This is a genomic window from Flintibacter sp. SJQ-8 (genome assembly GCF_054108085.1).
Genome location: NZ_JBPJWR010000011.1, coordinates 340,466 through 361,332 on the forward strand (window position 1 = coordinate 340,466; position 20,867 = coordinate 361,332).

The window sequence follows — 20,867 nt, forward strand, 5'->3', positions numbered from 1 at the left end:
ATCAAGCGCCCTGTCCTTCTGCCTGTGCGGGAGGACAGGGCGCTTTTTCACAGCCGGGCCAAAAAGAGCCGTCCGGCCCCCCACCCCAGCAGGGCGCAGCAGGGAAAGGTGAGCAGCCAGGCCAGGGCCACCTGACCGGCCACAGACCAGTCTGTCTGTCCGCCCCCGGCGCTGCCTGCCCCCAGCAGGGCGGCGGTGCGGGTGTGGGTGGTGGAGACGGGCAGACCCAGCAGGGTGGCCGCCCACAGGCTCAGCACCCCGGCCAGGTCGGTGGACAGGGCCCGGCAGGGGTCCAGAGCCACCATGTCCCGGCCCATGCGGTGGATGATCCGCCGCCCGCCCAGAGCGGTGCCCCCGGACATGGCGGCGGCGCACAGAAGGGACAGCCACAGGGGGACCGGTCCCGGCGGCGCATCCCCCTGTCCCCGGGCCAGGGCCAGCCCCAGGAGAAAGACCCCCAGCAGCTTCTGCCCGTCCTGAGCTCCGTGGAGAAAGGCGGCGGCCGCCGCCCCGGGAAGCTGGGCCAGGCGGAGGGCGTGCGGATCGGCGTTCAGCCGGGACAGCCGCCGCTGTACCGCCCGTCCGGCCCAAAAGGCCAGGAGAATGGACAGGATCAGTCCGCCCAGCACCCGTCCCCAGGCCCACCAGCGGATACAGGACAGTTCACCCGCCTGGGCCACGGCGGCCCCGGAGAGACCGGCGGCCAGGGCGTGGCTCTCGCTGGTGGGGATGCCCAGCGCCCAGGCGGCCACCGCCCACAGGACAACGGCGGCCATGGCGGCGCACAGGGCGCACAGGGCCTGGCGGGGCGTTCCGCCGAAGCGGGCCATGGAGTAGACGGTCCGGGCCACCGGAGCCGCCGCCGTGACGGACAGCACCCCGGCGCAGTTGCACAGAGCGGCCAGCGCCGCAGCGGCCGGGAAGGGGAGCGCCCCGGAGACCACCACCCCGGCGATGGCGTTGGGGGCATCCGTCCAGCCGTTCACCACCAGCACCGCCAGGGTGAGGAGCACGGTGACGGCCAGGGCGGGGCTGCGGGCCATGTGGCAGAGCAGGTCGGAAAAAGCCATGGGCGAGGGATCACCTCCATGGCAAAGGCTATGCGGAGGCGGCGTGGACTATGTCCCCTCCCGGTCCGGGAAGGGGGCGTGGCCGGTGGAGGCCGTGTTCCGGGGGGCGGAGGCGGGCTGGATGGCCCTCCCGCCGTATTTGGCCCGGATGGCATCCATGGTCTGCTCCAGCCGCTCCCGGCGCTCCCGCTGGTGCTGCCGGGGGGCATCCCAAAGCTCCAGCTGGGCGGCGGCCTCCTCCGCCGGGATGAGATAGATGGCCGTGACGGTGAGGGCCCGCACTGGGCGGTCCATGGACCAGCACTGGTCGGCCAGGGCCATGGCAGACCGGGCCAGCTCCCGGCCCAGATAGGTGGGGGTGTCCAGGCGGGTCTGGCGGCTGATGTCGTGAAAATCCGGGTCCCGGATGGCAAGGGAGATCCCTTGACACTTCATGCCGCACAGCCTGAGCCGGGCGGCCACATGGTCAGACAGTTGGGTGATGCCGCCCCGGATCTCCTCCCAGCCCTGCAGATTCCGGGGAAAGGTGAAGCCGTTGCCCACCGACTTGGGCGGGGTGTACTGTCCGGCGGGAGCGACGGGGGAGCGGTCCAGACCGCAGGCGTAATCGTGGAGCTGAACGCCGTGCTTGCCCAGCAGGGTAAACAGAGCCTGGCGGTCAAAGGCGGCCAGGTCCCCGATGGTCTTCACGCCGAAGCGCTGAAAGGTCTGCTCGGCGGCCCGGCCCACATACAGCAGGTCGGACACGGGCAGGGGCCAGACGATGCGCCGGAAATTCTCCCGGGTGATGACGGTGGTGGCATCCGGCTTTTTATAGTCGCTGCCCAGCTTGGCAAAGACCTTGTTGAAGGAAACGCCCACGGAGATGGTCAGCCCCAGCTCCCGGCGCAGCCGGTCCCGCAGCCGGTCGGCCAGGGCAGCGGCATCCCCGCCGAAGAGGTGGAGGGAGCCGGTGAGGTCCAGCCAGCTCTCGTCGATGCCGAAGGGCTCCACCAGGTCGGTGTACTCCCGATAGATCTCTCCCACCTGGCGGGACAGGCGGCGGTATTTGTCGTGGTGGGCAGGGAGGAGGACCAGCTCCGGGCACTTTTTCCGGGCCTGCCAGATGGTCTCCGCCGTCTTGACCCCAAAGCCCTTGGCGGGCTCGTTTTTGGCCAGGATGATGCCGTGGCGGCTCTCCGGGTCGCCGCACACCGCCACAGGCAGGTGGCGCAGCTCCGGGTGGTCCAGCAGCTCGGCGGAGGCGTAAAAACAGTTCAGATCGCAGTGAAAAATGATCCGGTCCACAGCCCAGCGCCCCTTTCCCATCGGTTTGGTAAGGCCATTATACCGGTTCCTGGCTGAAAAGTCAAACGGATGTTCTAAACTGACAAAAAGAACAAAAGTGACCGGGAAACTATTTTAAAATTTCAACGGATATGCTATACTGGGCGAAGAAAGGAAGTGCATTGTCCCATGATCACGGAGAGAGATTTTTGGAACCACCGCTCCCATAATTATGACGAGCAGATCGGCCCCCAGTACGAGCGGGCCTATCAGCTGACGGCGGAGCGGACGCTGGCCTATTTAAAGCCGGAGGACCGGGTGCTGGACTTTGCCTGCGGCACGGGCATCGTCACCCTGGAGGAGGCCCCCCATGTGAAGTACATCCGGGCCATCGATATTTCGGATGAGATGGTGGTCAAGGCCAAACAGAAGATGGCCGATCATGGCGTGACCAATGTAGAGGTGACCCAGACCGACCTGTTTGACCCCTGTCTGGAGCCGGCCAGCTTCGATGTGGTCACTGCGTTCAACGTGCTGTGCTATGTGGAGGACAGCGCCGCCGTGCTGGCCCGGATCAAAAGCCTGTTAAAGCCCGGCGGACGGTTTCTCTCTGCCACCGACTGCCTGGGGGAGAAGCTGACCAAGGTGGGCGTGAAGAAGTGGTTTAAAAGCCGCACCGGTTCCATGCCCTATGTGGCCTTCTATAAGATGAAGGGGCTGGAACGGCGCATTGCCGACGCAGGCTTTACCGTGGTAGAGAGCAAGAACCTGTTCCCCGCACCGCCCAACCTGTTTGTGGCGGCAAAAAAAGTGTGACAATGACTGGGGTATCATGAAAAATAAGGACAAAAGTCCTGAATCACTGTGAAAACCGCCGCAGGAAGCCCTGCGGCGGTTTTGTGACTGGTTGCGGATCAGACCTTCTGTGCGGCGGGCTTCTGCCAGCCCTCGCCGTGGACAATGTAGCGGGACACGGTCTTATAGAGCAGGAAGGTGACCCCGGAGTTCAGTCCGGCCTTGATGAGGTTGAAGGGGAGAATACCGGGCAGCAGCAGGGCATCCACCGCCTCCACGGGCCAGCCGGTGAAGTAGGGGGTGATGATGTGGTTGGCGGGCATCATGATAAGACCCATGGCCAGGGTGCCCAGCAGCAGGCCCAGGACCCCGCCGGAGCGGGTGCGGCGGAAACGGTAGATGGAACCGGCCACCAGTACCAGGGTGGAGGTGGCGATGATGTGCATCACAATGCCATAGAGGCCGCTGCCCGCGCTGACAGTGACGCCCTGGATCAGGCTGGCCACCACGGTGAGGGCCACGCCGGCCAGAGGGCCATAGGCCAGAGCGCCGATGAGAATGGGGATGTCTGCCGGGTCATACTCCAAGAAGGCGGCGGCGGGGATCAGGGGGAAGTGGACCGCATAGATCAAAACTACAGATACGGCCACCAGAAGGGCCATTACGGCCAGCTTGCGGATATTCGTGGTGCGGGACATAAAAAACAACTCCTTCGATTTGTCTTGAAACACCTGAAAAGCCATGCCTTCCAGGTGTCAAAACGATCAAAGGAGGAGGGAGATCGGCCGCAAAGCGACATGGATCGTTTCCACACATCTTCTTCCATCCGGACTATACCGTTGGTCCCGGAGTTTCACCGGGTCAGCGGACCTGCGAACAGATCCGGTCGCGGACTATACCGCCAGTGGGGAATCACACCCCGCCCTGAAGACATTGAATTCAGTTGTTCGTTGTTTTTATTATAAGCGATGACGGGAGGAAATGCAAGTGTTTCTTTCCTGCAGGTGACTGTGGAGAAATGGGGAAAAAGTATTGACAGAGGCGGTATTTGGGTGCTATGATACACAGGTATCTGACAGAAAAGAGGAGGCTGACCCATATGGAGAGCGTCCACCGCACCCGCTGCATGATGATGGAGGGGATGCGCATGGTTTCCATGCGTATGATGCGCTGCGCTCAAAACATGGGCTCGTTCGGTCTCCGCTTCGTCTGCTGATAGGCAATGAGCGCAACCAAGACCTGAGAAACGGGCGTGTTTCTCAGGTCTTTTTTCACGGGATCGGACCTGAGCGTCTGGACCCTGCTGATCAGTGTGTATATGTGTATAAAGGAAAGGGGCGTCCCCATGATCGAATTAAAGCATTTGGGCAAGACCTATGAGACCTCCTCCGGCAGCGTCACCGCCCTGCGGGATATCGACCTGACCATTCAGGACGGGGAGATCTTCGGCGTGATCGGTCTGTCCGGCGCGGGCAAGAGTACCCTGGTGCGGTGCATCAATCTGCTGGAGCGGCCCACCCAGGGCGAGGTGTGGATCGACGGCCAGGAGCTGACCCGGCTGCCCCAGAAGCAGCTGCTGGCCATGCGGCGGAACATCGGCATGATCTTTCAGGGCTTTAACCTGCTGGAGCAGCGCACGGTGCTCAGCAACGTGGCCTTCCCCCTGATGCTGGCGGGGGAGAAGAAGGACAAGGCCCAGGCCCGGGCGGCGGAGCTGCTGGGGCTGGTGGGCCTGTCTGACAAGGCCAGGTCCTATCCCAGCCAGCTCTCCGGCGGCCAGAAGCAGCGGGTGGCCATTGCCCGGGCCCTGTCTACCAGCCCCAAGTATCTGCTGTGCGACGAGGCCACCAGCGCCCTGGACCCCAACACCACCCGTGCCATTCTGGAGCTGCTGCGGCAGATCAACCGGGACCTGGGCGTGACGATTATCATCATCACCCACGAGATGAAGGTCATCGACCAGATCTGCGACCGGGTGGCGGTGATCGACCACAGCTCCATCGCTGAGGAGGGCAAGGTGAGCGACGTGTTCACAAACCCCCAGTCCCAGATCGCCCGGGAGCTCATCCTGCCCCAGGATATCAGTGCCGCCCAGACCAGCGGCGGAGCCCAGCTGCGCATTATCTTCAGCGGCGAAAGCGCCAAGCAGCCCGTGCTGTCTCAGCTGACCCTGGAGTGCCAGGTGCCGGTGAATATTCTGTTTGCCGACACCAAAGAGGTGGAGGGCAAGGCCTATGGCCAGATGCTGCTGGAACTGCCCTGTGACGAGAACCAGGCGGAGAAGGTCCGCGCCTGGCTGCGCAGCAGCGGCATCCAGTGGAAGGAGGAGAGCAAGTGATGTCTGAAATGCTTGTAAAACTGTGGGACAACGGCCTGCTCCAGCTGGGCGTGTGGGAGACCATCTACATGACCCTGCTGTCCACCGGCTTTGCCTATCTCTTCGGTCTGCCCATGGGCGTGATCCTGTGGGTAACGGATAAAAACGGCCTGCCCCAGGTGGGGAAGGGGAAGCAGATGGCCTGCCGCATCATCAACTGCGTGCTGGGCTTTGTGGTCAACTTTTTCCGCAGCATCCCCTGCATTATCCTGATGGTGGCTATGATGCCGGTGGCCCGGCTGATCCTGGGCAAGAGCCTGGGCAACGGCTCGGTGATCGTCACCTTGATTATTGCCGCCGCTCCCTACATCGCCCGGATGGTGGAGTCCTCGGTGAAGGAGGTCCCCAGCGGGGTCATCGAGGCCGCCCAGTCCATGGGCTGCACCAACTGGCAGATCGTGTGGCATGTGCTGCTGCCCGAGGCCAAGCCCTCTCTGATCCACGGCTCGGTCATCGCCACTGTCACCGTTCTGGGCTACACCGCCATGGCCGCCACCCTGGGCGGCACCGGCCTGGGCCAGGTGGCCATCATCTATGGCCACCAGCGCAGCAACGCCGACGTGATCTGGGTGTGCGTGGTGCTTATCTGGATCGTGGTCCAGGTCATCCAGTTCATTGGCGAACTGGTGGCCCGGAAGACGGACAAGCGCATCCGATAACGGGAGGACCGGCGCGGCTTTTTCCGCACCGTTCACCATATTTTATTGAAGCAAATTCAAGCAAAAAGGAGATCATTCTAAATGAAGAAGAAATTTGCTCTTGCCCTGGCCCTCGTGCTGGCCCTGGGCGCGTTCACTGGCTGCTCCGGCAAGGGCGGCAGCTCCGCCTCCGTGTCCGGCTCCGGCTCTGATGCCGCCAGCAGCTCCTCCGCCCAGACTGGCGACCTGGAGACCATCACCGTGGGTGCCAGCTCCACCCCTCACGCCGAGATCCTGGAGCAGGTGAAGGACAGCCTGGCCCAGGAGGGCTACGACCTGAAGATCGTGGTCTATGACGACTATGTGCTGCCCAACCGCGCCCTGGCCGACGGCTCTCTGGATGCCAACTACTTCCAGCACACCCCCTATCTGAACAGCTACAACGCCTCTAACGGTACCGACCTGGTCTCCGCCGCCAAGATCCACTACGAGCCCTTCGGCCTGTATGGCAATGGCGTGGCCAGCGTGGCCGACATCCAGCCCGGCGCCACCATTCTGATCCCCGCCGACGACAGCAACGAGACCCGCGCCCTGTTCCTGCTGGCCCAGGAGGGCCTCATCGACCTGCCCGAGGAGGCCAGCGCCGAGACCGGCGTGACCACCCTGGATATCAAGGATGACCACGGTTTTGACATCCAGGCTGTCCAGGCCGACACTGTGCCCACCCAGCTGGCCAACAGCGCCCAGGGCACCGTGGCCGTCATCAACGGCAACTATGCCCTCCAGGCCGGTCTGCACACCGAGGATGCCCTGGCTGTGGAGGATGCCTCCGGCGATGCCGCTCAGACCTATGCCAACGTGATCGCTGTGCGCAACGGCGACGAGAACACCCCCAAGATCAAAGCTCTGATCTCCGCGCTGGAGACCGACTCTGTGAAGCAGTACATCGCCGACAAGTATCACGGCGCTGTGGTCGCCATGTTCTGATCGCCTTTCCAACGGAAAAGCAGCCAAAAGAGGGACGCGAGCTCGCGTCCCTCTTTTCTTTTCAGAAAACAGCCCGCGGAGAGAGCGCCCGGTGAAATGACGGAAAAGTATAGAAGTGAAAAATATTTTTGTTACATTAGTCAATTTTCGTTGAGAGGGGGTTGAAACGATTGAAATTTTGAGAATCTGGTATTAAAATCTATATGTCAGTCGTTAAAACACCGAAAATGTAAAAATATGTAACGTTTTAAGGCGGATACGCTTCTGAAAAGAAGCTTGACGTTCGGGTTACGCACAGCGAGGTGAGCGGAGTGAAGGAGAAGCGGCGCAGCCGGGGTTTTACCCTGACGGAGATGCTGGCGAGTATCGCCATGCTGGCCATCCTGGCGGGGCTGCTCATCCCCGTCAGCGCCTCGATGTACCGCCGGTTCCGGCTGACGGAGATGGACGACTTTGCCCGGCAGATCTGTGTGGCGGCCCAGAACGAGCTGACCGCCATGAAGGCCACCGGGCGGTTAGAGGCCTTTGCCAAGCAGACGGACCAGCGTCTGACCCAGCAGCCCCAGGACTACCCTAAGACGGACAACGACGGCTGGAAGGATCTGTACACGGTATACAGCGCCGATCAGGCGGCGGAGGATTTTCTCCTGCGCGCCGGCGACTCCCTCAGCCAGGCCACCGAACACGGGGGCTATTTCCTCCTGGAGCTCAACCCCCTCACCGGGGACGTGTACAGCGCCTTTTATTCCGAGCAGCCCTTCACCTATGAGCAGATCAGCGCCTGGGCGGACCGGAGCCGGGAGACTCGGCTGGGGGAGAAGGACCTCACCGGCTATTACAGCGCCGCCTCGGCAGACTATGGCGCCGTTGGCGTGCCGGAGAAGTTCTGCCCCACCATCGAGCTAATCAACGGGGAAGAGCTGTATGTGAAGATCGACTGCGGCGGTTTGATGGCCCTGCGCCGCACCCAGCGGAACCTGACCGTGACCCTGACGGTGAAGGGCGCGAGCGGGGGCGAGGTGCCGTTCACCTATCGGGGCGGAACGGACTTCTTTGTGGAGCGCGACAGCATCACGCTCTATAAGGTGCTGGACAGCCTGGACGAGGATAACGCCTTTGCAGCGGTGTTCAAAAACAGCGGGATCAAGGCCGGGGACGACATCACCGTCCAGGCCGCGATCACCTATGATGACCCCAACCAGGGTCTGAACATCACCGGAGAGACCGGCCTGGCGCAGGGCAACAGCCTGTTCGGCGCAGTGGTCACCGGTGATGACGGCAGCGGACAGATCCAGGTCTCCCGGGTGCGCCACCTGAACAACCTGCAGGACAGCATTCTGACCGGCGATGCCGCCGACGCGGCAAAAGCCTGCCGCAAGGTGGTCCAGACCGCGCCCATCTCCTTCTTATTCCGGGACTGGAAGGACGGAGACTGGTGTCCCGCGTCCAAGTGGACGGGGAACCCCATGGACGAATTCCGGCCCATTCAGAACCAGGCGCTGTTCGGAGCGGAGGAGAGCGAGGCCCCGGCAGTGCGGGCCTGCTATGACGGACAGAACAATGTGCTGAAGGGCTTTGTATTCGGCATGAACGACTATGGCAGATCCGCCCTGTTTGGCACTGCCAGCCATACGGACTTTCAAAATATCCGCCTGGCGGACTGTCAGGCAAACGGAATGTATGCCGCCATGCTGGGGGCATATCTGTCCCAGTGCAGCATAGAAAACTGCGGCGCATATCTGAATACTCAGGATGAGAACGGCTCTTATTATAATGATATGGACGCCCGGCGGGCTAAATATATGGTAAAAGGCGACCCCAGCCTGTCTTATTGCTATGCCGGTGGCCTGATCGCTACGGCGGACCGCTGCATCATCACGGCGTCTTTTGGCGCAGTTGATGTGGAGAGCAAGGGCGAGTATATGGGTTACGCCGGTGGCCTGGGCGGCTATTTTATCAGTTGTGAATTGAAAGATTGCTATGCCTCCGGCAATGTAAATGCCACGAACGGTACGGGTGGTCTGGTTGGTGTGGCAGATAAGTATAACGACAGGATTCAGGGCAGTATGGAAAACTGCTATGCCACCGGAAATGTGATATCGAACAGCAGAGGCGGCGGCCTGGTTGGTGCCGCAGATGGAACAATCACGGATTGCGTTTCTTATGGAAAGGTAACGACCAGCGAGGGAACAGAAGATACCAATACCAGTGGTGGCTTTGTTGGCTTCCGTGATAGTGTCACCATCAAAAACTGCTGCTATCTCAGCCAGGCAAAATACAACGCGACCTATCATGCCCCCAACGGGGTGACGGCCTCGGGGTACAGCGCCCTGAAGGAGACGGCCCATGTGGGGGAGAGCCACCCCTATTCCGTGGGCCTGCGCGGCCTGGGCATCCCTTTCCCCCTGTGCCAGTATCAGGGCAAGAGCATCGATCATTACGGCGACTGGCCGGAGGCCTATCAGCTTCAGACCTCTCTGGTCTACTATGAGAAGTACGCCGACAATACTTATGGCTATTATGCCCGCACCAGCCTGACCAGCGGCGGCCAGAGCGCGGGCAGCAACTGGATCGCCGACACCCTGCAAAACCAGCCCTGCGTGGAGGACGGCTATGCCCTGATGACCGTGTATGAGCTGAACCGCTTCTCCTACACCCTGGACGTGGGTGTCAGAGACGAAGCCTTGAGGAAGGGCAGCGTTGAGATCACCAATGACCCGACGAATTGTAACGAAAGCCAAGCCGCCCTGCTGCGCCAGGGCGAGGTGGTGGAATTTGTCTCTGACGGACAGATGGTGGAGATCCAGAATGCCAAGCTGTACCGGCTGCCTTTCGACCTACAGATCAACAAGCGGGAGTCGGCCTACACCTTCTGGGAGACCCTGACCATTACCGGTTATGGCCCGGAGAGCAGCGACCCCGTGGTGAAGAACGAGATCTTCTATTACTGCCCGGACTTTGCCCGGAATGCGGTGAACCCGGAACCCGGCGTGAAGAGCAGTCTGCCCGAGGAGCCCGGCGGCTCAGAGCGCCCCGTCTACGTCCGCTCCGCCCGCCAACTCAACGGCATGTCCCGCTCCACCTACTATTGGAACCTGCGGGGCGGCGGACAGCAGATCCAGTTCGTCCAGGAGACGGACCTGAATTATCAGCTGTACACCAAGAACTACTGCGGCGTGACCTATAACCTGATGGACACCAGCGAGAGCAACCCCTATAAAAACCAGCCCATCGGTACGCCCAATGTGAAAAAAGGCAATAGCTTTGAGGCATGGAATTTCCGCAACTCCTATGACGGCCAGGGCCACAAGATCATCGACTATTGCTGCGAGACCTACAACAAAGCGGGGAGCGCTGTCTACCGCTTTACCGGGCTGTTCGGCGAGGCGGAGCAGTGTACCCTGAAAAACATTGTCATGGTGGCCTCTGACCCGGCAAAAAAATCGGGCTATGTGATCGTCAGAAACTTTGAAGGACAGTGGAATCAGGAGCCCGCTGTGGGTGCGCTGGCAGGACTGATATACAAAGAGAAAGTCGACAGCGGCGAAAAGAAAGCAGAGGTCATCAACTGTACCGTCTCCGGCTATGCCGTGGAGTTCTACAGAAAGGGTGCCAGCTCGACCCCTGCTTTGGGCGGCCTGGTAGGTATCAACTTCGGCGATATCAAGAACAGCTCCGCTACCTGCAACGTGTACAACGGGAACAACGACGGTATCGTTGGCGGCCTGGTTGGCAGCTTGAACGGTACAGGAACCATTGACCAGTGCTATGCGGGCGGAACTTTAGGGTATAAGCAGAACGGAAAGAGCGGCGGCTTAGTGGGCGGCTTTGTGAACGTCTGGGGTTATGGACAGGATAACGTCAGCCAGCGGGATATGCGGGTGTCCAACAGCTACGCCGCCAACGCCCGGCTGAGTAGCAACATGCCAGACTCGGCAAAATGGAACTTCACTGTGGTCGCCCCAATGTATGACGACAATATCTGGAACACCCAGGTCAAAATCAGCAACTGCTACTATCTCGATGGCTCCGGCATTGTGGACATCACCTTGAAAGATGACGGTTTCAGCCAAAGGCTGACCAGTCAGCAGCTGTCTCACCAGGAGATAGACGGCTTCAACTGGGCCGATGCCGGTCACACCTTCCCCTGGAGCGCCGGACTCATCGGCAAGGCATATCCCTATCCCACGGCGACCACCGGGGCGGACGGCCAGCCTATCCACTATGGCGACTGGTACAGTTCCAGCACGGCGACCTATGATGCGCCGGATGTGCCGGATGTATCGGAGGAGGAAAGACCTGTGGCCGACGCCATTCCGCCGGAGCCGGAGGAGAACCAGGAACCGGACCAGTCTCAGTCCAACGAGGAGGCCACAGACTAAAGCAAGAGCAGCAGACGGCAGAGAGGAGGGACGCGCATGAGAGAAAAGCTAAACAGCCAGCGGGGCGCGTCTCTGCTCATCGCCCTGCTGTATTTTCTGGTGTGCGGTTTAGTTGCGGCGGTGATCATCGGCGCGGCCATGACCAACGTGCAGAAGCTGAAGGGAGCCCACCAGCGGCAGCAGGCATACAACTCCGTCAGCTCCGCCGCCCAGCTCATCCGGGACGAGATGACCCGGGTGCAGTATCAGGGCGTGGAGCGGTGGAAAGCGTATGAGTGTAACCGTGTCAGTGCGGAAATCACGATCAAAGAGCCGGGTCGACACTCTGACGAGTATGACTACGAGAGCTTTCAGGCGACTTCGGAAGAGGACAAGTCCTTAACTAAGCTGATCCTGCCCGGAGTGGAGAAGGTATATCACAGTTATGCCAAGTTCCAAGAAAATCGAGAAAGTTTTAATGGCTGGCAGAGCAGCTTCACCGTGGACGACGGGGTGTGCCCCGTGGAGGTGAACGTGAAGCTCAACCGGGACTATACGCTGACCTTCACCCTGGCCCCCCAGCAGGCCGACCTGGCAGAAGATTATCGCATGACCCTGGTCAGCAAGGGACAGGCCGGTGAGCCAGTGGAAAGTTCGACCAATGAAAATTGCTATCATGAGAAGGTAACATATTGGGATAGCCTTGCCAACAAGTACGTGACAGAAGGACGAAATTTCCCCGTTGAAGTCCATCACTACACCACTACGATCCAATGGACCCGTGGGACCATTTCCAAGGGGGTGAGCCGGGATGAGAGCTAAACGCACCAGCCGGGGGGAGACCCTGGTGGAGACCCTGGCCGCCATTCTGGTGGTGTCCCTCACCAGCGTGTTCCTGCTCACCTCCGTCATGGCCGCCCAGCGGGTGAACCGTCAGGCGGGGGAGGGGGACGAGCAGCTCCGCCTGGAGCAGGACGTGGTGGAGCGCCGGTCAGACGGCAAACAGAGCACCGTTCAGATCGGCGGCGGCTCCTATCCCGTGATCCGCTACGGAGAGGGGGAGGCCCTCCAGGGCTATGTCCTCCAGAGCGAGGAGGGAGCCGGATGAAGCGTCAACGAAACAGACGGGGCTTTACCCTGGCGGAGACCCTGGCGGCGCTGGTCATCGTGGTCCTGCTGGCCATGTCGGTGCAGATGGGCACCATGACCGCCCTGCGCACCAGAACGGCCTCTCGCTTTCAGTCGGAGAGCGAGATCTTGGCCGCCACCCTGAACAGCGCCCTGGGGGACATGCTCCACTATGCCACCTGTGCTAAATATATTGCCACCAGCGGGCTGGTCTATATCAACAACCCGGGCTATGGCATCGTCAATGGGCAGATCCTGGACAGGGGCGGACGGCTGTATGTCAATGCTACCGCCAATATTTCCGTCGACAGCGAGGATGCTACCCTGCTGACCCTGACGGGGGCGGGGGCATACACCGATTTGACGGTGAGTGGCTTTAAGATGCTTTACGACAAAGATAACTGCCTGTTCTACGGAAGCTATGAGATCAACGGACCGGAGCAGGCGAAAAAAACCATTGATTTTGCCTTTCGTTCCCTGAACGAGGAACCGAGAGAATAATAGGAGCTGATTCATCATGGCACATCCACGGCTGGGCGACCTGCTGGTCTCCTCCGGGGTCATTTCTCAGGAACAGCTGGGCCAGGCCCTGGCCCGGCAGAAGGAGACCAAAAAGCGGCTGGGCGAGGAGCTCATCGATGACGGGATCATCACCGAGCAGCAGCTCATCGACACCCTGCGTTTGCAGCTGGGCATTGAATTTGTGGACCTGTCCACCGTAGAGCCCGACCCCCAACTGGTGGACGTGCTGCCCCGGAACATCGCCAAGAAATATGGCGTGACCCCGGTGCGGCTCCACGGCAACACCCTGTACCTGGCCATGAGCGACCCCCTGAACTTTATGGCCCAGGAGGAGGTGCGGGTGGCCACCCACCGCCGGGTGGTGCCCATGATCACCACCGCCGACGGCATCGAGCGGGCCAACGCCAGCCTGTATGGCGGCGAGGGCGCCCAGCGGGCCATCCAAGATATGCGCCGGGAGGCCCCCGCCACCCAGCAGGAGAGCACCGCAGACGCGGTGGTGGAGCTGAACGAGACGGCGGCCCCTACCGTCCGTTTGGTCAACTCCATCATCGAGCGGGCGGCGGCGGAGAACGCCAGCGACATTCATCTGGACCCCTGCGCCGACTGCATCCGGGTTCGGATGCGCGTTGACGGCGTGATGTGCCCGGTGATGACGGTGCCCAGCGACCTGTATGCCTCGGTGCTGGCCCGACTGAAGATCATGGGCGGCATGGACGTGACCGAGCGCCGGGTGCCCCAGGATGGCCGCGCCGGAGTGCGGCTGCGCAATCGCAGCTTCGATTTGCGTATGTCCACCCTGCCCACCATTTACGGCGAAAAGTGCGTCATCCGTGTGCTGGATAAGAACTCCGCCTTTCTCAGCCGGGACGGCATCGGGGTGGAGGGCAAGCAGCTGGAGCAGTATGAATATCTCATGGGCCGCCCCAGCGGGACCATTTTGATCGTGGGACCCACGGGCAGCGGCAAGACCTCCACCATGTACACCATGATCCACCAGCTCAACAGCGAGCAGGTGAACCTGATGACCCTGGAGGACCCGGTGGAGTATAACATCGACGGCATCAATCAGGTGCAGATCAACGAGAAGACGGGCATGACCTTCGCCAGCGGCCTGCGGTCTATCCTGCGCCAGGACCCGGACATCATCGCCATGGGCGAGATCCGGGACGGGGAGACGGCGGAGATCGCCATGCGGGCGGCCATCACCGGCCACTTAGTTCTGTCTACCGTCCACACCAACGACGCCCTGTCCACCGTGGAACGGCTGAAGGACATCGGCGTGCCCAACTATCTCATCGCCGGGGCCCTGAACGGGGTCATCTCCCAGCGCCTGGTGCGCACCATCTGCCCCGACTGCAAACAGGCCTATGACCCCACAGCCCAGGAACTGGCCGAGTTGGGTCTGCCCGCCGACAGCAAGCAGAAGCTGTTCCGGGGCAAGGGCTGCCCCAACTGCTTTGGCCGGGGCTATCGGGGGCGCACCGCCGTATTCGAGATGCTGGTGCTCAGCCGCCGGATGCGCTCGGCCATCGCCAAGGGCATGGACCGGGAGGACCTGCGGGAGATCCTGCGCCAGGAGGGGGACTATGCCACCCTTCAGGAGAACTGCCGCCGCCTGGTCCAGGACGGCGTGACTACCATAGAGGAGGCGCGGAGACTGGGCAGCTCCGTGGAGTATGATGAGTGAGATCGAGATGAATGTGGAGGAGATCGTCCGCCAGGCCGACCAGCTGGGGGCCTCGGACGTACACCTCATTAAAGGCCTGCCCCCCTATTTCCGGGTGGTGGGCCAGCTGGTCCCCCAGCGGGAGGGCCGGCCCCTGACTGAAGCCGACTGCGACCAGGCCGCCGCCCAGTTGGCGGGCTATCAGCTGGAGCAGCTGAAAGCGGTGGGGGAGGTGGACCTGGCCCGGACCATGGTGGGCCGCCGGGTCCGGGTGAACCTGTTCCGCCAGCAGGGCAGCTTTTCCGCCGCCATCCGTCTGCTGGCCGACGAGATCCCGGCTTTAGAGAAGCTGGACCTGCCCCCAAAAGTGCTGGAGCTTACCGATCTGCACCAGGGCTTAGTTTTGGTCACCGGCGAGACGGGCAGCGGCAAGTCCACCACACTGGCCGCCATAATCGACAAGATCAACCACACCCGGGCCGCCCACGTGCTGACATTGGAGGACCCGGTGGAGTATCAATACACCCCGGACCGGTGCATCTTCAACCAGCGGGAGATCGGGCGGGACACCGCCAGCTTTGCCAGCGCCCTGCGCTCGGCCCTGCGGGAGGACCCGGACATCATCCTGGTGGGGGAGATGCGGGACCGGGAGACCATCGAGACCGCCATGACGGCGGCGGAGACGGGCCATCTGGTCCTGGGCACCCTGCACACCAACTCCGCCGTGGACACCATCGACCGCATCGTGGACGCCTTCCCGGCGGACCGGCAGCAGCAGATCCGGGTGCAGCTGTCCATGACCCTTCAGGCGGTGCTCAGCCAGCAGCTGCTGCCCACCACCCTGGGCACCAGCCGCACGGCGGCCTGCGAGCTGCTGGTGGTCACCGCCGCGGTGCGCAACCAGATCCGGGAGGGCAAGACCCCCCAGATCGCCGGGACCATGGCCGTGTCCGCCCAGGAGGGCAGCGTGACCATGGACGCCAGCGTCCTGCGCCTTTATCAGCGGGGCCGCATCAGCGCCCAGATCGCCGCCCAGGCCGCCCGGGACAAAGATTTTGTGAAAAAGCATCTGCCCCAGAGCATGGGGATCTAAGGGGGTGTTCCCTTGCAGACCTATAAATACAGCGCCATTTCCAAGGACGGGGCCAAGGTCAGCGGCGTGATCGAGGCGTTCGACGAGTTCGCCGCCGTGGCCACCATCAAAGAGACCTGCTCCGTGGTCACAAAAATTCAGGCCGTGGAGCAGAAGGGCCTGCTGACCCGGGACGTGTTCACGCCGAAAATCAAAGAGCGAGACCTGGCTGTGATGTGTTCCCAGTTCGCCATTATCTTAGGGGCGGGCCTGCCCATGGTGCGGGCGGTGGAGCTGATCGCCAGCCAGACGGAGGACCGCCGCCTGAAGGAGCTTTTGAACCAGGTGGCCGGGGACGTGGCCGGGGGTGTGAGTCTGGCCCACAGCTTTGAGACCCGCAGCAGCGTTTTGCCCGTCACCTTTGTAGAGACGGTGCGGGCAGGGGAGACCTCCGGCACGCTGGACAGCTCCTTCCGGCGGCTCCACGACTATTATGACCGGGCGTCCAAGCTGAAGGGCAAGGTCCAGGCCGCCATGGCCTATCCCATCTTCACCATGATCGTGGCCGTCATCGTGGTGGCCATCATCATGGTCAAGGCCGTGCCGACGTTCGTCACCAGCTTCTCTGAAATGGGCACGGCCCTGCCATGGCCCACCCAGATATTGATCGCCACCAGCAACTTCTGTTCCGCCTGGTGGCCGGTGATGGCCGCCGTGCTTATCGGGGCCGTCCTGGCCTGGAAGCTGTGGGGCCACTCCGAGGACGGGCAGATCAAGCAGCACCGCTGGCTGCTCCGCATCCCCGTGATGGGCAAGCTGAGCCTGATGCGCACCGCATCCCAATTCGCCGGGACCACGGCGGCCCTGCTGGCTGCGGGCTTGCCCGTGCTGAACGCCATGGACATCGTCTCCCGTGTGCTGGACAACCGGGCCATGGGCCGGGACCTGAGCTTGCAGCTGCCCCGCCTGGAGGAGGGCAAGCCCCTGGCCGCCTGCCTGCGGGACTGCCCCGATTTCCCCGACCTGCTGGTGGAGATGACCGGCGTGGGTGAGGAGACCGGCACCTTAGAGCACACCCTGGACGTGGTCAGCGACTATTACGACAACGAGACCCAGCTCCGGGCCCAAAAGGCCGTCAGCCTGCTGGAGCCCGCCATCATCTGCGTCCTGGCCGTCATCGTGGTCGTCATCCTGCTGGCCGTGTATCTGCCCATGTTCTCCATGTACGGCTCCATTATGTAAGTGACATTTTGGTCGTCCGCTGGGTTTGACCCGCCCGGTTTGATGATAGATATGCTCCCTTCCGGGAGCGAAAGAAAATAAGGAGAGTGAACATCATGTTCAAAAAGCTTTCTAAGAAAAAGGGCTTCACCCTGATGGAAATGATGATCGTGGTGGCCATCATCGCCATTCTGATCGCCATTATTATTCCTACTTTCAAGGGTGCCCTGGATCGCGCTAAGGCTGCGGCTGATGAAGCCAACCTTCGTGCATATTATGCTGAGGTTGTAGCGAAGAAACTTTTGGATGAGGGCGATTTACCTGCCGCTGGTACTATTGACAAGATTACTGTGGACGGTGTTGAATATAAGCTGTACGGTACTGCTACCATTGAGAAGAGCGGTACTGATAGCATCAAAATTACGTATAGTGGTCCTGGCAACACTAGTGCCACCATTCCTGGTGTTGGTAACACTGAAACTAAGAGCGATAAGAGCTGATTATAGTTGCATTTTTCCCGCCGTTGGGTCACGGTGAGGAGTTACCCCGGCAATGAACCCCTGTGCCGGGACCCGGGCTGATTTTGCGGTCCGGGTCCCGGAGAGGTAAATTTCTGCATCAAGTACACCGAAAGGGGAGCGAGACAACATGAACGACCTGTTTTCTGTGGCCCCTTTGGTGGTGATCGAGTGTCTGGCGCTGGCCGCCCTGTTGGGGGCGGTGCTGGCCAGCTTTGTGGGCTGCGCCGTGGCCAGGAGCCTGGCGGGGCAGTCCTTTTTGACGGGCCGCAGCCGCTGCGATTCCTGCGGCCATGTTTTGGGACCCTTCGAGCTGGTCCCCATCTTTTCCTGGCTGCGGCAAAAGGGCCGCTGCCGCTGGTGCGGGGCGGAGATCCCCGCCCGCTGCCCCATCACTGAGGGGCTGACCGCCGCCGCCTTTGGGGCCTTTGTGTGGCGGCATGGCGTCTCTTTGCAGACGCTGGAATATCTGATCTTCACGCTGATCTTACTGGCCGTGGCCTTAGTTGACTGGGACACGGGCTTTATCCCCGACGGGCTGCTGCTGGCGGGGATACTGGACTTCGTGCTGCTGACCCTGCTGCGCGGGGAGGGGGCAGCCGCCCTGGGCCGGGGAGTGTTGGCCGGGGCCGCGCTGGCGGTCCCTTTGCTGCTGATCGTGCTTGTGATGGACCGTGTGCTGGGCCGGGAGAGCATGGGCGGCGGCGACATTAAGTTGTTTTTTACGGTGGGACTGTTCGGTTCGCTGCGGACGGACCTTTTGGTGGTGCTGCTGGCCTGTGTGATCGGCATCGGCCTGGCCCTTCTGCCCCAAAAGACCGCCCACGAGGGGGAACCCTCCGGCGCGATCCCCTTCGGCCCCGCCATTTCCGCCGCGGCGGTGCTGTCCCTTCTGTGGGGAGAGCCCTTCGTGGCGGCATATCTGAGCCTGTTTGCTTGAAAGTTTGATATAGGGGAAGGGAAGCTATGAGTACATTATTGGGACTGGACCTGGGCGCCAGCGCCATGAAGCTGGCCGTGGGCGACCAGAGCGGCGTGAGCCAGATCGCCTCTGTCCTGCTGCCCAGCGACCTGATCCGGGACCGGAAGATGGTCTCGGAGGAGGCGGTGGCCCAGGAGGTCAAAAACGCGCTGCGGGAGCAGCACATGAAAAAGCGCCCCTGCGCCGTGGTCATCCCGGCGGAGAGCGCCATCGTCCGCCGGCTGACCGTGCCCTATATGAGCCCGGAACAGCTGCGGGTGAATCTGCCCTATGAGTTCCACGACTTTATCCAGGGGGATAAGGACCAGTATTTCTATGACTACGCCGTGGTCTCGGTGATCCAGGGCCGGAAGGACGACAGCGGCAAAGAGGAGCCGCCCACCCTGGACCTGCTGGCGGCGGCCACCCGGAAGGAGACCATCGCCGCCTATCGCCGGATGCTGCGCCTGGCGGGGATGAAGCTGGTGCGGGCGGTGCCCGAGTGTCTGGCCTATGGCAATCTGCTGCGGGCCAAGCTGGAGCAGAAGCCGGAGGAATACCGGGGGGAGTGCGCCGTGGTGGACCTGGGCCACCAGTCCATCCGCCTGCACATCTATCAGAACGGCGTGTACGACACCACCCGGACCATCGAGCTGGGCGGGCGCTCCCTGGACGCCATCATCGCCGACGCCGCCGGGGTGGACCCCCACCTGGCCACGGGCTATAAGATGTCCAACTATCAGGGGGCCCAGGAGATCCCCGCCTGCCGGGAGCTGTATTCCCGGGTGGCGGTGGAGATCATGCGGGCGGTGAACTTCTATGGCTTCAACACGCCGGACGCCGACCTGAGAGACCTGTATTTAAGCGGCGGTCTGGCCAACGTCACCGCCCTGGGGGAGGAACTAGAGCGGACCCTTCAGCTGACCCTGCACCCCATCGACGAGCTGTGTCCCAGCGGCCTGTCCGGCCCGGAGACCAGCTATTGCGCCGCGGCCATGGGCGTGCTGCTGCAAGGAAACGGGAGGTGACGGAAGGTGAGCGCCAAGAAAAAACAGCCGATGGCCCTGAAACGGGACATCAACCTGGCCCAGACGGACCGGAAGGGGACGCCGCCCAAGACCGCCGCCGCCGTGGCCGTGTGCCTGGCCCTGTTTGTGGGCCTGTTCTGCAAATTCGCCGTGCTGGACCAGCTGGACCGGGTGTGGTCCAGCCAGCGCGCCGCCGACCAGGCCGCCCAGCAGCTGGCCCAGCTGCGCCAGGCCACCGAGAACTATGACCAGGTGCTGGAGGAGTATCAGAGCTATACCATCGCCCGGGACGCCCTGTCCAGCGACGCCGACCCCATGGCCTGCCTGGACCTGGTGGAGCGCTATCTCATCCAGCACGCCACCGTGAAGTCCTTCACCGTGGCCGACGGGCTGATCTCCGCCCAGATCTCCGGCGTGACCCTGCACCAGGTCTCTGACATCTATCAGGACCTGATGGCCAACGACTTGGTCAAGTCCGTCCAGGTGTACACCGCCAAGACGGAGGAGGACAAGACCGACGGCCAGGTGAACGCCGCCCTGACCATCGACCTCACGGGAGACGAGACCGGCGACACCGGCAGCGAGGAGGTGACTGCGCCGTGATGGATCGGGAATTTACCCCCCGGGAGAAGGGGATGCTGCTGGTGCTGGCGGTGCTGCTGCTGGCCCTGGGCTATATGAAGCTGTTCTACGCCCCGGTGCAGCAGGCCGTGGAGGACAACCAGCAGCGCCAGACGGAGCTTCAGGACCAGGCCCTCATCGAGCAGAGCCGGGCCCTGAAGATGCAGGTCATGGAGAAGGAGCTGGAGGAGCTGAAGGCCGGAAATGCCGTGCCAGACGCCCAGGTCCCCGACTATGACAACGTGCAGCGGGTGATGATCGAGCTCAACGCCATCCTGGCCCGGGCGCAGGAGTATAGCCTGGCCTTTGACGACGTGTCCCTGGATGACAGCGGCCTGGTCCGCCGCCCGGTGGAGCTGACCTTTAAGACGGCGGACTATGCCGCCGCCCGGGAGATCATCAACGACCTGTACCACTGCCGCTACCGCTGCTCCATCCAGGACGTGTCCATCTATGCCGACGAGGACGGCACCGACATCACCGCCGCCCCCGGCGCCGTGACCCAGCTCACCGCCGTGTTCCTGGAGCGCAACGACGGCACCGTGAAGGCCGGCCAGACGGACGGAAATTCGTAAATCAATTTAACAGCGCATATGACAACAGCCCGCCGAAGGTTTCTTATCCCTCCGGTGG

The 20,867-nt window shown here is 62.1% G+C and carries 19 protein-coding genes and 1 riboswitch; of the genes, 16 read left to right on the plus strand and 3 right to left on the minus strand.

The annotated features are described in order from the left end of the window. Window positions 1-47 precede the first annotated feature (47 nt). Both ACSAMP_RS09945 and dinB read right to left on the minus strand, forming a co-directional pair. Entirely contained in the window at window positions 48-1,070 is a 1,023-nt protein-coding gene (locus ACSAMP_RS09945) for an inorganic phosphate transporter (RefSeq protein ID WP_457800358.1), read from the minus strand. Window positions 1,071-1,118: 48 nt separating this feature from the next. After that, window positions 1,119-2,357 (minus strand): DNA polymerase IV, encoded by a 1,239-nt coding sequence (dinB, locus tag ACSAMP_RS09950; protein WP_457800359.1) that lies wholly within the window; start codon window positions 2,355-2,357, stop codon window positions 1,119-1,121. Between the two features lie 168 nt (window positions 2,358-2,525). Here dinB and ACSAMP_RS09955 point away from each other — a divergent pair, with 168 nt between their 5' ends. After that, a complete protein-coding gene (locus ACSAMP_RS09955) occupies window positions 2,526-3,152 on the plus strand; it encodes a class I SAM-dependent methyltransferase (protein ID WP_457800360.1) in 627 nt (208 codons plus the stop codon). Between the two features lie 98 nt (window positions 3,153-3,250). Here the strand turns inward: ACSAMP_RS09955 and ACSAMP_RS09960 are convergent, their stop codons facing one another. Then, complete coding sequence (locus tag ACSAMP_RS09960) at window positions 3,251-3,829, minus strand: ECF transporter S component (protein WP_186878348.1); 579 nt, start codon at window positions 3,827-3,829, stop codon at window positions 3,251-3,253. A 112-nt stretch (window positions 3,830-3,941) separates the two neighbouring features. Next, a riboswitch (FMN riboswitch) is annotated at window positions 3,942-4,067 on the minus strand. 409 nt (window positions 4,068-4,476) lie between these two features. Here ACSAMP_RS09960 and ACSAMP_RS09965 point away from each other — a divergent pair. The 15 genes from ACSAMP_RS09965 to ACSAMP_RS10035 all read left to right on the plus strand — a co-directional run bounded on the left by ACSAMP_RS09965 (window position 4,477) and on the right by ACSAMP_RS10035 (window position 20,809). Then, window positions 4,477-5,469 (plus strand): methionine ABC transporter ATP-binding protein, encoded by a 993-nt coding sequence (locus tag ACSAMP_RS09965; protein WP_147563279.1) that lies wholly within the window; start codon window positions 4,477-4,479, stop codon window positions 5,467-5,469. Further along, complete coding sequence (locus ACSAMP_RS09970) at window positions 5,469-6,167, plus strand: methionine ABC transporter permease (RefSeq protein ID WP_147563280.1); 699 nt, start codon at window positions 5,469-5,471, stop codon at window positions 6,165-6,167. The genes ACSAMP_RS09965 and ACSAMP_RS09970 overlap by 1 nt, the downstream gene beginning before the upstream one ends. Before the next feature lie 81 nt (window positions 6,168-6,248). Next, window positions 6,249-7,133 carry a MetQ/NlpA family ABC transporter substrate-binding protein gene (locus tag ACSAMP_RS09975; RefSeq protein WP_457800361.1) on the plus strand — a complete coding sequence of 295 codons (885 nt, stop codon included), beginning with the start codon at window positions 6,249-6,251 and terminating at the stop codon, window positions 7,131-7,133. A 311-nt stretch (window positions 7,134-7,444) separates the two neighbouring features. Beyond that, window positions 7,445-11,515, plus strand: coding sequence for a pilus assembly FimT family protein (locus ACSAMP_RS09980; RefSeq protein WP_457800362.1), 4,071 nt, complete (start codon window positions 7,445-7,447; stop codon window positions 11,513-11,515). Between the two features lie 36 nt (window positions 11,516-11,551). Continuing rightward, window positions 11,552-12,316, plus strand: a complete 765-nt coding sequence (locus ACSAMP_RS09985) for a type IV pilus modification PilV family protein (protein WP_441795667.1) — start codon at window positions 11,552-11,554, stop codon at window positions 12,314-12,316. Beyond that, window positions 12,306-12,602, plus strand: coding sequence for a type IV pilus modification PilV family protein (locus tag ACSAMP_RS09990; protein ID WP_441795668.1), 297 nt, complete (start codon window positions 12,306-12,308; stop codon window positions 12,600-12,602). The genes ACSAMP_RS09985 and ACSAMP_RS09990 overlap by 11 nt, the downstream gene beginning before the upstream one ends. Continuing rightward, window positions 12,599-13,123: a type II secretion system protein gene (locus ACSAMP_RS09995; protein ID WP_457800363.1), complete on the plus strand. Its 525-nt coding sequence runs from the start codon at window positions 12,599-12,601 to the stop codon at window positions 13,121-13,123. Before ACSAMP_RS09990 ends, ACSAMP_RS09995 begins: the two co-directional genes overlap by 4 nt. A 16-nt stretch (window positions 13,124-13,139) precedes the next feature. Next, window positions 13,140-14,834 carry a GspE/PulE family protein gene (locus ACSAMP_RS10000; protein ID WP_457800364.1) on the plus strand — a complete coding sequence of 565 codons (1,695 nt, stop codon included), beginning with the start codon at window positions 13,140-13,142 and terminating at the stop codon, window positions 14,832-14,834. Then, a complete protein-coding gene (locus tag ACSAMP_RS10005) occupies window positions 14,824-15,906 on the plus strand; it encodes a type IV pilus twitching motility protein PilT (RefSeq protein ID WP_457800365.1) in 1,083 nt (360 codons plus the stop codon). The genes ACSAMP_RS10000 and ACSAMP_RS10005 overlap by 11 nt, the downstream gene beginning before the upstream one ends. A gap of 12 nt (window positions 15,907-15,918) precedes the next feature. Beyond that, window positions 15,919-17,127 carry a type II secretion system F family protein gene (locus ACSAMP_RS10010; RefSeq protein ID WP_457800366.1) on the plus strand — a complete coding sequence of 403 codons (1,209 nt, stop codon included), beginning with the start codon at window positions 15,919-15,921 and terminating at the stop codon, window positions 17,125-17,127. A 95-nt stretch (window positions 17,128-17,222) separates the two neighbouring features. After that, window positions 17,223-17,606, plus strand: coding sequence for a type II secretion system protein (locus ACSAMP_RS10015; RefSeq protein WP_457800367.1), 384 nt, complete (start codon window positions 17,223-17,225; stop codon window positions 17,604-17,606). Between the two features lie 148 nt (window positions 17,607-17,754). Further along, complete coding sequence (locus tag ACSAMP_RS10020; protein WP_457800368.1) at window positions 17,755-18,564, plus strand: prepilin peptidase; 810 nt, start codon at window positions 17,755-17,757, stop codon at window positions 18,562-18,564. Between the two features lie 26 nt (window positions 18,565-18,590). Beyond that, the gene (gene pilM / locus ACSAMP_RS10025; RefSeq protein WP_441795675.1) at window positions 18,591-19,613 is read left to right on the plus strand and encodes a pilus assembly protein PilM; all 1,023 of its coding nucleotides are present in this window, start codon (window positions 18,591-18,593) and stop codon (window positions 19,611-19,613) included. Between the two features lie 6 nt (window positions 19,614-19,619). Beyond that, on the plus strand, window positions 19,620-20,216 hold the full coding sequence (locus ACSAMP_RS10030) for a hypothetical protein (protein ID WP_457800369.1): 597 nt from the start codon (window positions 19,620-19,622) through the stop codon (window positions 20,214-20,216). Beyond that, window positions 20,216-20,809, plus strand: coding sequence for a molybdopterin-binding protein (locus tag ACSAMP_RS10035; protein ID WP_457800370.1), 594 nt, complete (start codon window positions 20,216-20,218; stop codon window positions 20,807-20,809). The genes ACSAMP_RS10030 and ACSAMP_RS10035 overlap by 1 nt, the downstream gene beginning before the upstream one ends. Window positions 20,810-20,867 lie beyond the last annotated feature (58 nt).

Bases quoted from the DNA above. Each gene is read 5' to 3' on its own strand.
- ACSAMP_RS09990 (WP_441795668.1), top strand. From the start codon at position 12,306: ATGAGAGCTAAACGCACCAGCCGGGGGGAGACCCTGGTGGAGACCCTG.
- ACSAMP_RS09970 (WP_147563280.1), top strand. From the start codon at position 5,469: ATGTCTGAAATGCTTGTAAAACTGTGGGACAACGGCCTGCTCCAGCTG.
- ACSAMP_RS10000 (WP_457800364.1), top strand. From the start codon at position 13,140: ATGGCACATCCACGGCTGGGCGACCTGCTGGTCTCCTCCGGGGTCATT.
- ACSAMP_RS09985 (WP_441795667.1), top strand. From the start codon at position 11,552: ATGAGAGAAAAGCTAAACAGCCAGCGGGGCGCGTCTCTGCTCATCGCC.
- ACSAMP_RS09965 (WP_147563279.1), top strand. From the start codon at position 4,477: ATGATCGAATTAAAGCATTTGGGCAAGACCTATGAGACCTCCTCCGGC.
- ACSAMP_RS09945 (WP_457800358.1), bottom strand. From the start codon at position 1,070: ATGGCTTTTTCCGACCTGCTCTGCCACATGGCCCGCAGCCCCGCCCTG.
- ACSAMP_RS10005 (WP_457800365.1), top strand. From the start codon at position 14,824: ATGATGAGTGAGATCGAGATGAATGTGGAGGAGATCGTCCGCCAGGCC.
- ACSAMP_RS09995 (WP_457800363.1), top strand. From the start codon at position 12,599: ATGAAGCGTCAACGAAACAGACGGGGCTTTACCCTGGCGGAGACCCTG.
- pilM (WP_441795675.1), top strand. From the start codon at position 18,591: ATGAGTACATTATTGGGACTGGACCTGGGCGCCAGCGCCATGAAGCTG.
- ACSAMP_RS09960 (WP_186878348.1), bottom strand. From the start codon at position 3,829: ATGTCCCGCACCACGAATATCCGCAAGCTGGCCGTAATGGCCCTTCTG.
- ACSAMP_RS09975 (WP_457800361.1), top strand. From the start codon at position 6,249: ATGAAGAAGAAATTTGCTCTTGCCCTGGCCCTCGTGCTGGCCCTGGGC.
- ACSAMP_RS10020 (WP_457800368.1), top strand. From the start codon at position 17,755: ATGAACGACCTGTTTTCTGTGGCCCCTTTGGTGGTGATCGAGTGTCTG.
- ACSAMP_RS09955 (WP_457800360.1), top strand. From the start codon at position 2,526: ATGATCACGGAGAGAGATTTTTGGAACCACCGCTCCCATAATTATGAC.
- ACSAMP_RS10015 (WP_457800367.1), top strand. From the start codon at position 17,223: ATGTTCAAAAAGCTTTCTAAGAAAAAGGGCTTCACCCTGATGGAAATG.
- ACSAMP_RS10035 (WP_457800370.1), top strand. From the start codon at position 20,216: ATGGATCGGGAATTTACCCCCCGGGAGAAGGGGATGCTGCTGGTGCTG.